This window comes from Shouchella hunanensis, assembly GCF_028735875.1.
GTDB lineage: Bacteria > Bacillota > Bacilli > Bacillales > Bacillaceae_D > Shouchella > Shouchella hunanensis.
Map to the genome: position 1 here is coordinate 3,076,941 of NZ_CP117834.1, position 10,867 is coordinate 3,087,807.

Here is a 10,867-nt window from a genome sequence, read left to right on the forward strand (position 1 = left end):
TATGACATGTGCGCAGTGTAAAGGTGAATGGTTTTCTGAGTAAAATGATAAAAAGGAGGTAGGTGTCATGTAATGAACTGGGAAGAGATAAAAGCAGAATACGAGACAACCACCATCACCTTAAAAGCGTTAGCTGAAAAGCATGGGGCGAAGCTTGGAACGCTTAAGAGCAGGAAGAGTCGCGAGGGATGGGAAAGGGATGCAACCAAAAGCGAGGATGCAACCAAGGTTGCAACCATGAAACCAGTTGTACCTAAAACGAAAATAAAAGAAGAGCCAGTCTTTGTGGAAGCCGAGGGATTAACGGACAAGCAAAGCCTTTTTTGTGTTTACTATGTTAAAAGCTTTAATGCTACTCAGTCGGCTATTAAGGCAGGTTATAGCGCAAACACGGCTCATGTGCAAGGGCCGAGGCTGTTAGGTAATGTTAGAGTCGCGGATGAAATACGTAGAGTAAAAGCCGAAATGCATCAAGGTCTGTTTATAGACGCAATGGATGTGCTAAATAAATACGTTCAGATTGCTTTTGCTGACATATCCGACTTTGCCGATTTTGGCGTAAAGAGCGTACCGAGCTTTAATGAGGATGGGAGTCGCCGCTTTGATGATGAAGGTAATGAGATTATGGATAGTTACAACTATGTTGATTTCAAAAGCTCATCAGAAATTGATGGGACGATTGTTACTGAGGTTAAACAAGGTAAGGACGGAATATCCGTTAAGCTCGCTGATAAAATGAAGGCTCTCGAAATGCTAACGAAGTACTTTGACTTCCTGCCTGAGAATCAACAACGCAAGTTACAAGAAGAGAAGCTTAAAACGGATACGGAGTTTGCTAAAGCTCGTACCGAACTTATCAAAGGTACTAAGAAAGACACAACACTCCTTGAAGCGCTTATTGCTGCTAAAGGCGGTGATAGCTGATGGGAATTGTCTTTTCACCAAAGCAGTTGCAAATTATTAGAGCACCTTACGATCATACGCTTGAAGTGAATGAAGGAACGCCCCGGTCATCGAAGACTACCGCGGGTGTGTTTCGCTATGCCGATTATTTGGCAACGACACCAGATCAAAACCATCTTGTCGCAGCTTATAATCAGGAGCAAGCCTTTCGCTTGTTTATGGAGTGTGACGGATTTGGCCTTATTCATATATTTGGGGATCTCGCTAAGATTAAGCATGACGAAAACGGCGACCATTTGGAGGTACACACACCTTCCGGTGTGAAAAAAGTGTATTACAAGGGTGGAGGAAAGGTAGATAGCAAAAAAGCGATAACGGGTATGTCGCTTGGTTCTGTTGCCTTTTGTGAGATTGACTTGTTGCATATGGATTTTATACAAGAATGCTTTCGTCGTACATTCGCTGCCAAGATGCGTTACCATTTAGCTGACTTAAACCCTCCTGCGCCGAATCATCCGGTGATATCAAAGGTATTCGACGTTCAAAAGACGCGTTGGGTTCATTGGACAATTGACGATAATCCGATCATTACCGAGGAGAGGAAACAAGAGATATACGAAACGCTTATAAAGAATCCTTACTTGTTACAGCGTGACTGGTTCGGTAAACGCGTCATTCCTGCCGGTGTTATTTATAGCATGTTCGACGTAAAAGAGAATGTTGCTCAGAAAATGGAAGGACAGACAGTCGAAATGTTCTTTGCTGGTGATGGCGGTCAATCAGATGCAACCAGTGTCTCATGTAACGTTGTTACCAAGCTTGATGGGCAACGAGAGTTTCGCTTATACCGGGTAGCTCACTACTACCATAGCGGGGCAGAAACTGGCGATGTGAAAGCAATGAGCGTGTATGCGAAAGAAATCAAAGAGTTCATTCTATGGTGTCAAGAGAAAACAGGCATGAGTCGATCTGATGTGTATATTGACCCGGCTTGTAAATCGCTTCGTGAGGAGTTGCATTTGCTCGGTATTCAAACGGAGAAAGCTGATAACAACAATAAAGACATAAAAGGATCATCAAAAGGCTTAGAGGTCGGTATTGAACGTTTACAGAACGCGATGACATCCAAACGACTTGTGTTACTAGAACAAACTGACTCAGAATACGATCACTACAATTTTATAAAAGAGATCGGCATTTACGCGAGAGACAAAAACGGTACTCCGGTAGATGATAACAACCACGCAATGGACGAAGCGCGGTATGCAAACAATTATTTTTATAAGCGATACGTGCTATAAAAGGCGGTGAGAAGATGTTCCGCAAGGTAAAAGGTTGGTTGAAAGGGGTGATGATGCGAATGGGGTTAGTGAAAAGCGTAAAGAGTATTTCTAACGTTAGATCATTACAAATGGATGATGCTCACTATAAGCATATAGATACGTGGCTCGCGCTTTATAAAGGTTATCTAAGCGAATGGCACGATCTTAGATACACGACTGTTAGCGGGGGAAAGAAGCGCCGTATGGCAACTCTCGGAATGCCGAAAGTCGTTTCGCAAGAAATGGCATCGCTTATTTTCAACGAACGCTGTGAGATTAATGTCTCTGACCCTGATTTAAAAGAGAATATCGCGAGTATCTTAAAGAAAAACAAGTTCACAAAACGATTTCAAGATTATTTAGAGTACTCTTTTGCGCTTGGTGGAGTGGTTATTAAACCCTACCATGATGGGAAGCAAATTAAGCTCTCTTATGTAACTGCTGATTGTTTTGTTCCGGTGTCATGGGATAATCAAGGCATTTCAGAGGGGTGTTTCGTAAATGAGAGCAAAAAGGGTGATAAGAAGTTTACGCACCTTGAGTGGCACCTTTGGGAGAACGGAGTTTACGTAGTCAAAAACGAGTTGTACGAATCAAAGGATAATGAATTAGGAAAGCCTGTTCCATTATCTCTGCTCTATCCAAACTTGGAGGAAGAAACGAAGATCGAGAACTTCACCCGATCAAATTTTGTTTACATTAAGCCTAGCATTGCAAATAACATTGATTTGCACAGCCCTCTTGGTATTTCCATCTATGCGAATGCCTTGGATACAATTAAGTCGTTGGATATCGCTTTTGATAGCTACCAAAGGGAGTTTAAGCTCGGTAAAAAGCGTGTCATTGTACCGACATCTGCAATACGTACCGTTGTCGATGAGCACGGGAACATGGTCCGATACTTTGATGCAGACGATGAGGTATACGAAGCTCTTAATCTCGGACAGGATTCAGATGAGATCAAGGACATTACTATATCCCTTCGGGTCGAAGAACATGTAATGGCGATAAATTCATTGCTTAACCTTCTTGCCATGCAAACAGGCTTTTCATCTGGTTCCTTCTCGTTCGACGGACAGAGCGTTAAAACTGCTACGGAAGTAGTCAGCGAGAACAGTAAAACCTTCAAAACGAAACAGTCACATGAAAACGTCATTGAAGCTGCGCTTACAGAGCTAGTTGATTGCATTGTGCAAACAGCAGAGTTATACGAAACATTTAGCGCACCAACAGGCGAATGGGAAGTGACTGTCTCCTTTGACGACTCCATTGCTGAGGACAAGCTAGGCGAGATCAATAAACAAACGTTGATGTTGTCCAGTGGCATCCAATCGAAAAAACGAGCTATCATGAAGGTACACGGGCTTTCGGAGGAGGAAGCGATTCAATGGCTGCAGGAGATCGCTGAGGAGAATAAAATACAAACCGATGATGCAGTAGACTTCTTTGGATTGAATGACGATGCTGGAGCGTAGTCAACGTATCTCGCAGCCAATTACGAATATCTATCTCAAAATCGAAGATGAGATATTAATGAACATTGCTCGTAAATTAAAACGTGACCGCTCTCTGCTTACGCCAGAGGGTTTTTCATCGTGGCAGCTACTAAAACTTCAAGACTTAAACGAACTTAATCAGATTAATATACGCACAATTGCTCGTAATAGTGGAATGGCTTTGAATGAAGTTGTGGCACTCTTGGAAGATGAAGGATATAGAGCTATTCGCTCAATAGACGGTCAACTTGCAGAAGCGGTAAGAGGCGGTCATGCAATTGCTCCTCCTACTGGACAATCACAAACAATGCGAAACATCTTACAAAAATACGCTGATCAAACAAGAAATACGTTCAACATGGTTAATCTTTCGCTACTACAAGGAGCAGAGCAGGCTTATTTAAACATTATAAATCAATCGGCGGCTAGTGTTCTTACTGGTATCAAAACCCCACAAGAAGCCGTGAGAGAGATTGCTAGGCAATGGGCAGATAAAGGGATACCTGCCCTTGTTAAGAACGGTAGAAAGTATTCAGTGGAAGGTTATCTAAATACGATAGTCCGTACTACTACAAACAGTGTGACGAACGATATGCAAGATGCTCGTATGGATGAGCATGGTGTTGATTTAGTGGAAATATCCGATCACATGGGTGCTAGACCAAAATGCGCTCCTTATCAAGGTAGAATCTTTAGTCGCAGTGGTACCAGCACCAAGTATCCTGCGCTATCGTCAACGAGTATAGGAGAGCCTGATGGCTTGTTCGGTTTTAACTGCCGTCACGTAAAATATGCTTTTATTGACGGTGTATCTATCCCTCGACCGAAGGGGATTAATCGAGCTGAAAACGATAAATCCTACAATGAGTCTCAAAAACAGCGTAGCATTGAACGTTCGATACGCAAGGCAAAGCGTGAGGAACGAATGATGAGAGAAATGGGCGATGAGGAAGGCGTGAACCAAACTAAGCAACTTGTGAGGCAGCGCCAGTTGAAAATGCGAGATTTCATCAACGATACAGGGCGTACCCGTCGCCGAAATCGGGAGCAGTTAGTTACCTAGCACCTTTGGTGCTTTTTCTTTTGCCCTTTTACCGCGAGGTGGGCGCCATAAATCAAACGCGGGGACTATTACCCTTACGGGAGGAATTGAAAATGAAAAAGATTAATAAATTGCCTTTTGACCTACAGTATTTTGCAGAAAATCCACCACCAAGTGGAGATCAACAGACCGACCAGACGGATCAATCTGGAGGACAGCAACAAGAACCATCGGGACAACAAGAGGAGCCACCTAAGTCTTTCACGCAGGACGATGTTAACAATATTTCTGCTAAAGAGGCTAAAAAAGCGCAAGAGAAGCTTTTAAAGCAACTCGGTATTGATAACTTTGATACTGCGAAAGACGGCATGGCTAAGTTTAAGGAATGGCAGGAGTCGCAGAAGACAGAGCAAGAGAAGCAAACAGAGCGGTTGCAAGAACTAGAGAAGGGCAATACGTCACTGACTGATGAAAATGCCACGCTAAAGGCTCAAATGAGCGCTATGAAAGCAGGTGTGAAAGCTGACTCAGTGGAGGATGTTGTTGTTTTGGCTCAGCGCCTTGTCAACGATGATACCGACATGGATGCAGCTATTAAACAAGTCATCGAGCGTTATCCGCACTTCGGTGCAGATGAACAGAAGGAAGAGGGACCACCAAAGCCTTCATTTTCAAATGGTCAGCACCAAAAACAAGAACAAACCGAGGCTGAAAAATGGGCATCAGCTTTTGGTATCAAACAACAATAGGAGTGATTTAAATGGCAGTAGTTAATTATGCACAAATGTATATGCAAGCATTGCAACAAAAATACACGAAAGAATTAGCTTTTGGTGCGCTTTATAACACACCGAACAACGCAACAATCAAGTTCACAAGTGCTAAGACAATCCAAATTCCTAGCATTTCAACAGGTGGTTTTCAAGATGTAGACCGTGATGTGGTTGGAGGAATGACACGTCGTGTAGACAATGACTTTATTCCAAAAACTTTGGATCACGACCGAGAATTTAAAACACTTGTCGATCCTTTAGATGTAGACGAGTCAAATATGGCATTAACGATTAGCAATATTACTCGCGTATTTAACGGAGAACACAAAATTCCGGAGATGGACAAATACATGGCATCAAAACTGTATGACGAGTATAAAGGCTTCGGTGAAGAGGCAAACACAGACGAACTATCAGAGTCTACCATTCTCTCCGTTTTTGACGACATGATGGAGGAAATGGACGAGGCGGAAGTGCCACAGGAAGGTCGTTTGCTTTATGTAACTCCTAAAGTGAAGAAAATCTTAAAGAATGCAGAGAAGATCCAGCGTACTCTTGAAGTTCGAGGCGACGCGGCTGCTGTTAATCGTAATCTACGTTCTTTAGAAGAAGTCACGATTATTTCTGTTCCATCTAGCCGTATGAAAACAGCTTATGACTTCACTGATGGTGCAGTGGTTGATTCTTCTGCTCAACAAATTAATATGATTTTAATTCACCCAACAACAGTGATTGCTCCACAGAAATATGATTTTGTGTCTATGGACAATCCAAGCGCGACAACTGGCGGTAAATACTTCTATTACGAGCGTAAGTACTGGGATGTTTTCTTGATTGAGAAGAAAGCGCCGGGTGTGAAATTTAATGTCGGATCAACTATTGGCGGAGTAGAGGGTTAACCCCTCTCCTTCATAGGAGGTATATCAATGGCTAAAATAAAAAAAGGTAATCGAATTTTAAATGTTGATAACGGTAGACTAGATAGTTATTTATCACAAGGGTACGACCGAATTGACGAGGCAGGAAAGGTCATTACTAGGGCTACTGGTGGTAAAACGGTTGCTGTAGGTGAATACAATCGTGCTCTGGATGAAGTTGTAGATTTGAAAGAGGAAAACGATCAGCTGAAGAAAGAAGTAAGCAAGCTGAAAAAAGAGCTAGCAGCATTAAAAAAGGAAGATAAGAAACAGGATGATAAAAAGGAAGATAAAGAGGGGGCGAAATAATTGACTCAATTCAAAGCTGTAGTCACTGAGAATGTCCCTGCAAACCGTTTGCTTTCTTTTATAGGAGGTGAAGGTTCCGTTGCTGTCGCACCTTCAATATCTGGTGAAACACCCGCTTTTCATTCCACTCGTGACTTGAAAGAAGGAGAAGAGGTTATCGTAACGGTCAAAGGTGCTCCTTCTTGGAATATTGAAGCAGGTGAGGATTTAGAGGCTGGTCAGAGTGTTACGGTTGGTGATGGCGGTACAGTCGTAGCGTCAGAGGATGATGGCATTGGTTATGTAGGCGATGCTGTTGTTGCGGGCGAAGTCGTTAGCGTTATTCGTTCGGCTGCTGGTGGAGCAAAAGGGCCTCGCGGAGATAAGGGACCAAGAGGAGACAAAGGCGAGACTGGTGATCGTGGTGAAAAGGGTCCAGTTGGAGATAAAGGACCAACAGGAGACAAGGGTCCAGATGGTGACCAAGGACCACCTGGGGAACCTTCTGAATAAGAGGTGATGCAACATGGCATATATTGACCATGATTATTACTCAAATGATTACAAAGGGCAATTGATCGAAGCTGATAAGTTTGATATTTATGCTGAAAGAGCGAGTGATGTAATCGACCAACTCACGCGGTATAAGTTAAAAACAACTCATGCTTTTGATCGGCTCGCTCCCTTTTTACAAGAGCAGGTTATGAAAGCAACTGCAGCACAAGTTGAGTTTTACGAGCTTAACGGCGGTTATGACATTGCCCTTACGGGCGATGATGTAACGGGTGTTTCGGTCGGTAAATTTAGCTATGGTGGTGGGAATCGGGCATCAGGTGGAGAAAATCCCGCCTTTGCTCGCAATCTAATAGACTATCTAGCGCCTACAGGATTACTTTTTAGCGGAGTTGGGGTGAGAGACAGTGCGTATTAAACCAATTCCGAAAAAGTTACTTGTTCATCAAATCATTTACGAAGAATATGAAGAAGAGGGTCCTTTCGGTGGTGGAGATTTTGCGGATCCAATCACGATTGAGCGAGTGAGGGTAGAGCCATCCAGCTCAATCCGTCAGGATTCAAACGGTGAGGAGATTGTGCTTAAAGGAACCGTATTCCTCGATGCTCAAAACACGCCTCTTTTCCGCAAGTTAAAAGAAAAATCGAAGGTTACGTTTGGTGAGGATGACTACAGAGTGCATCAATGCCAAGCCCTTTTTGCGTTGGATGGTGTTACGCCACATCATTACGAGGTGGAGTTGCAATGACACACGTCAAAGTGACCATTGATACAAAAAACATCGGTCCTAAGTTGCTTAATGCAGTTAAAGGAGCTCGTCCTATTCTAACTCAGCAAGTCGTAAAGGATTCGAACAACTTCATTCCATTTGATACAGGAAACGCTCAAGCAAGTAGCTTACGAACATCCAATTTTGAAGAGGGTCAAGCGGTTTGGGATACACCATATATTCGTAAAATCTATTACGGATTACGCATGAACTTTTCAAAAGATGTTAATCCGTTAGCTGGTCCTTTGTGGTTTGAACGTGCTCATGCTGCCTATGGATCTCAGTGGTCGAATATGGCAGAAAGGGCGGTGAGAAGTAATTTATGACGATGGATTTTTTAGAACGTCTGGTTAAGGATGCTTTAGGTGGACGTAGGTATTTTGCTGAGGTTGTTTCTGGTGTGACAAGAGATGGTAACAGTATTGCGGTAATTGCTACACCGTCGAACGACATTAGACACTATTATGATGGGACGTATGATCAAGGGTTTACATTCCAAGTTACTACGAAGCACGAAAATGAACTGACCTCTTATCAAACGTTACTACTCATATCTGACTTGCTAAAGAATTTGAGAGATGTACCAAGTGATAACGACTCTTACGAGTTTAATGGAATTGAATTAACAACAGTACCGAATATCATCGGAAAAGATGACCGGTATTACTATTACTCAGCCATGTTTAAGGCTGATTTATACATTAAAAGGAGTGAGTTACATGAAACCATTTAAACAACGATTGGAATATAATTTACAATTCTTCGCTCGTCAAAAAAACGCCCTTACATCCTACTTTGTAGCTCCAATCCCTGAAAATGGGGAAGAGCCTGAGTGGATGGAGCTAGCGCGATGGATTTCAAGTGTGACGGATGATTCTGACGAAGGAACAGAGGATATGGGCTATTACGATGGTGATGGCACACCGGAAACAGATGTCATGTCGGTCAAAGAGGCTTATTCGTTTGAGGGAACTTACGACCACACCGATCCTGCCATGAGATTTGTTGCAAGTCTAAAGCGCAATATCGGACAGGCGCGTAAAATCATGATGAAAAAAGTAGAATCGCACGGTGATACGGCTATTGGTCGCGCCACAGTTGCAAACATCGTAGCGTCCGGTGGGGAAGCTACAGAGTATGGTGCGTTTAGCTGCCTAATTTCGTTTGACCGTAAACCAGAAGTAACAGAAAACGAACCAGAAACGGCAGGTATTGAAGCATAATTAAGGAGGGCGTTCTGCCCTCTTACTATTGGAGGAAACTACATGGCTATTAAAATTGAACTTAAAAAACCTGAAATCGACGTCGAGATCGGCGACCTACAGTTTAAATATGATTACTCGGACAAGTTTATTAAAGAGGAAAGTAAAAAAGCAGAGGAAGTCCTTAAGACTCTTAAAAGTATGGATGATCAAACGGACTCAGATGAGATAAACAAGCACTTAAAAATCGGTTTTGATATGTATTTAGGTGAGGGAGCGTTTGAGAAGGTTTATGAATTAGCACCCTCGGTATTGGAAATGATGCGTATTTTCGTAGAATTGCGGAACCACTTAGAAGCAGAGCTTACTAAACGAGGCGAATTGATCGGCAAGACTCAGAAAGAGCGCGCTAAGAAGTATCAAAACAAAAAGAAGTAGGTGAGGCATCTTGTTCTCGCTTGCTTACAGCCTAACCGATGAAATAGAGATCGGTGAACAATCGTATAAATTAGACATGAGCTTTGATAACATCATCCGTTTAATTGATATGATCGGAGATGCAGAGCTTGATGATGACATAAAAGTAGAAACTGGACTTGAAATGTTGATTGGTACCTCGTTAGAGCTGGACTTATCGACTAAATCAAAAGTGTTCCATCAAATATTTGAAAAGGCAGTTGCACAAAAGGAATTAAAGCCATGCCTAGACAGACAAGGCAATCCGATGCCAGAGAGCGAGAGTGCCAAAGTGTATTCGCTCTCGCAAGACGCTGAGTACATCTACGCCTCCTTTATGCAGGATTATGGAATTGACCTGTTTGAGCAACAAGGAAAGATGCATTGGAACAAATTTAAGGCGCTGTTAAGTGGATTGCGTAACGATACCAAGTTTAAAGAAGTCGTCCAGATACGAACCTCCGATTTACCAAAAGGTAAAGGAACAGAGAAAGAGCGCCAACGCATGAGTGAATTGAAAAAAACTTACGAGTTGAAAGAAGAATAGATAAAATTACCAGATTGTATTGTAATAAGCGAATCATCCTTTATATAATATCCGTATATGAGTAAACGGAAGGATGATGAAGGATGGGATTTTTCCAACAGAGAATAACAGTTGGCGTAATAAAAGGTCAGCTCGGAGGCAAAAAAAAGAGTTTTATAAATATATTTATCGAGAAAGATCCAGGAGTAGTGAAAATTAGTAAGAGGTTATACTATTTCTTGGGTGTATCAGAAAAATCTTATGAAGAAGTAAGTGGAGCGAAAGCTTTAACAGGAGCCGCTGTGGGATTGCTATTTAGTCCGGTAGGTGCGTTGATTGGCGGAGCAATCGGTGCTAGAAAAAAAGAAAAAACACATTACACTTTAGCGTTTATGGACGCTGAAACAAAGAAAAAGGAAATAATTGAAGTGAAGCTACCTGATATATCAAATGGTTTTAAAAAACTTGAAATACATCCCGTAGCTAAGGAATTTCAAATTGAGGAAGATTCAAAAGACAAAGTAAGTGCGCCAGAGCAGATAAGAGAATTTAAGAAGTTATTAGATGAAAACATAATTACAGAAGACGAATTTAATAAGAAAAAGCTTGAGCTTCTAGGTTAAGAGAATCCTTTTTAAGGGTTCTTTTTTTATGCCCTT

The 10,867-nt window shown here is 42.2% G+C and carries 16 protein-coding genes; all 16 read left to right on the plus strand.

The annotated features are described in order from the left end of the window. The first annotated feature begins 72 nt into the window (after positions 1-72). A complete protein-coding gene (locus tag PQ477_RS15775; protein ID WP_274272453.1) occupies positions 73-924 on the plus strand; it encodes a terminase small subunit in 852 nt (283 codons plus the stop codon). Next, complete coding sequence (locus PQ477_RS15780; protein ID WP_274272454.1) at positions 924-2,204, plus strand: PBSX family phage terminase large subunit; 1,281 nt, start codon at positions 924-926, stop codon at positions 2,202-2,204. Before PQ477_RS15775 ends, PQ477_RS15780 begins: the two co-directional genes overlap by 1 nt. A gap of 14 nt (positions 2,205-2,218) precedes the next feature. Continuing rightward, positions 2,219-3,700, plus strand: coding sequence for a phage portal protein (locus PQ477_RS15785; protein ID WP_274272455.1), 1,482 nt, complete (start codon positions 2,219-2,221; stop codon positions 3,698-3,700). Beyond that, positions 3,687-4,784 (plus strand): phage minor capsid protein, encoded by a 1,098-nt coding sequence (locus PQ477_RS15790; RefSeq protein ID WP_274272456.1) that lies wholly within the window; start codon positions 3,687-3,689, stop codon positions 4,782-4,784. The genes PQ477_RS15785 and PQ477_RS15790 overlap by 14 nt, the downstream gene beginning before the upstream one ends. 92 nt (positions 4,785-4,876) lie before the next feature. Continuing rightward, on the plus strand, positions 4,877-5,512 hold the full coding sequence (locus PQ477_RS15795) for a hypothetical protein (RefSeq protein ID WP_274272457.1): 636 nt from the start codon (positions 4,877-4,879) through the stop codon (positions 5,510-5,512). An 11-nt stretch (positions 5,513-5,523) separates the two neighbouring features. Next, positions 5,524-6,435 (plus strand): capsid protein, encoded by a 912-nt coding sequence (locus tag PQ477_RS15800; RefSeq protein WP_274272458.1) that lies wholly within the window; start codon positions 5,524-5,526, stop codon positions 6,433-6,435. Positions 6,436-6,462: 27 nt separating this feature from the next. Then, the gene (locus PQ477_RS15805) at positions 6,463-6,762 is read left to right on the plus strand and encodes a hypothetical protein (protein ID WP_124741831.1); all 300 of its coding nucleotides are present in this window, start codon (positions 6,463-6,465) and stop codon (positions 6,760-6,762) included. Continuing rightward, positions 6,763-7,254: a head fiber protein gene (locus PQ477_RS15810; protein WP_274272459.1), complete on the plus strand. Its 492-nt coding sequence runs from the start codon at positions 6,763-6,765 to the stop codon at positions 7,252-7,254. 13 nt (positions 7,255-7,267) lie between these two features. Continuing rightward, positions 7,268-7,672, plus strand: a complete 405-nt coding sequence (locus PQ477_RS15815) for a head-tail connector protein (protein ID WP_274272460.1) — start codon at positions 7,268-7,270, stop codon at positions 7,670-7,672. Beyond that, a complete protein-coding gene (locus tag PQ477_RS15820; RefSeq protein WP_274272461.1) occupies positions 7,662-8,003 on the plus strand; it encodes a putative minor capsid protein in 342 nt (113 codons plus the stop codon). The genes PQ477_RS15815 and PQ477_RS15820 overlap by 11 nt, the downstream gene beginning before the upstream one ends. After that, complete coding sequence (locus PQ477_RS15825) at positions 8,000-8,350, plus strand: minor capsid protein (RefSeq protein WP_274272462.1); 351 nt, start codon at positions 8,000-8,002, stop codon at positions 8,348-8,350. The genes PQ477_RS15820 and PQ477_RS15825 overlap by 4 nt, the downstream gene beginning before the upstream one ends. Beyond that, entirely contained in the window at positions 8,347-8,757 is a 411-nt protein-coding gene (locus PQ477_RS15830; RefSeq protein ID WP_274272463.1) for a phage tail terminator protein, read from the plus strand. Before PQ477_RS15825 ends, PQ477_RS15830 begins: the two co-directional genes overlap by 4 nt. Further along, positions 8,744-9,247, plus strand: a complete 504-nt coding sequence (locus PQ477_RS15835) for a phage tail tube protein (protein WP_274272464.1) — start codon at positions 8,744-8,746, stop codon at positions 9,245-9,247. Before PQ477_RS15830 ends, PQ477_RS15835 begins: the two co-directional genes overlap by 14 nt. Positions 9,248-9,289: 42 nt before the next feature. Then, positions 9,290-9,664, plus strand: a complete 375-nt coding sequence (locus PQ477_RS15840; protein WP_274272465.1) for a hypothetical protein — start codon at positions 9,290-9,292, stop codon at positions 9,662-9,664. Positions 9,665-9,674: 10 nt separating this feature from the next. Next, complete coding sequence (locus PQ477_RS15845) at positions 9,675-10,229, plus strand: Gp15 family bacteriophage protein (RefSeq protein ID WP_274272466.1); 555 nt, start codon at positions 9,675-9,677, stop codon at positions 10,227-10,229. Positions 10,230-10,312: 83 nt separating this feature from the next. Continuing rightward, positions 10,313-10,831, plus strand: coding sequence for an SHOCT domain-containing protein (locus tag PQ477_RS15850; protein ID WP_274272467.1), 519 nt, complete (start codon positions 10,313-10,315; stop codon positions 10,829-10,831). The last annotated feature ends 36 nt before the right edge of the window (positions 10,832-10,867 follow it).

Bases quoted from the DNA above. Each gene is read 5' to 3' on its own strand.
- PQ477_RS15775 (WP_274272453.1), top strand. From the start codon at position 73: ATGAACTGGGAAGAGATAAAAGCAGAATACGAGACAACCACCATCACC.
- PQ477_RS15780 (WP_274272454.1), top strand. From the start codon at position 924: ATGGGAATTGTCTTTTCACCAAAGCAGTTGCAAATTATTAGAGCACCT.
- PQ477_RS15785 (WP_274272455.1), top strand. From the start codon at position 2,219: ATGTTCCGCAAGGTAAAAGGTTGGTTGAAAGGGGTGATGATGCGAATG.
- PQ477_RS15790 (WP_274272456.1), top strand. From the start codon at position 3,687: ATGCTGGAGCGTAGTCAACGTATCTCGCAGCCAATTACGAATATCTAT.
- PQ477_RS15795 (WP_274272457.1), top strand. From the start codon at position 4,877: ATGAAAAAGATTAATAAATTGCCTTTTGACCTACAGTATTTTGCAGAA.
- PQ477_RS15800 (WP_274272458.1), top strand. From the start codon at position 5,524: ATGGCAGTAGTTAATTATGCACAAATGTATATGCAAGCATTGCAACAA.
- PQ477_RS15805 (WP_124741831.1), top strand. From the start codon at position 6,463: ATGGCTAAAATAAAAAAAGGTAATCGAATTTTAAATGTTGATAACGGT.
- PQ477_RS15815 (WP_274272460.1), top strand. From the start codon at position 7,268: ATGGCATATATTGACCATGATTATTACTCAAATGATTACAAAGGGCAA.
- PQ477_RS15825 (WP_274272462.1), top strand. From the start codon at position 8,000: ATGACACACGTCAAAGTGACCATTGATACAAAAAACATCGGTCCTAAG.
- PQ477_RS15830 (WP_274272463.1), top strand. From the start codon at position 8,347: ATGACGATGGATTTTTTAGAACGTCTGGTTAAGGATGCTTTAGGTGGA.
- PQ477_RS15835 (WP_274272464.1), top strand. From the start codon at position 8,744: ATGAAACCATTTAAACAACGATTGGAATATAATTTACAATTCTTCGCT.
- PQ477_RS15840 (WP_274272465.1), top strand. From the start codon at position 9,290: ATGGCTATTAAAATTGAACTTAAAAAACCTGAAATCGACGTCGAGATC.
- PQ477_RS15850 (WP_274272467.1), top strand. From the start codon at position 10,313: ATGGGATTTTTCCAACAGAGAATAACAGTTGGCGTAATAAAAGGTCAG.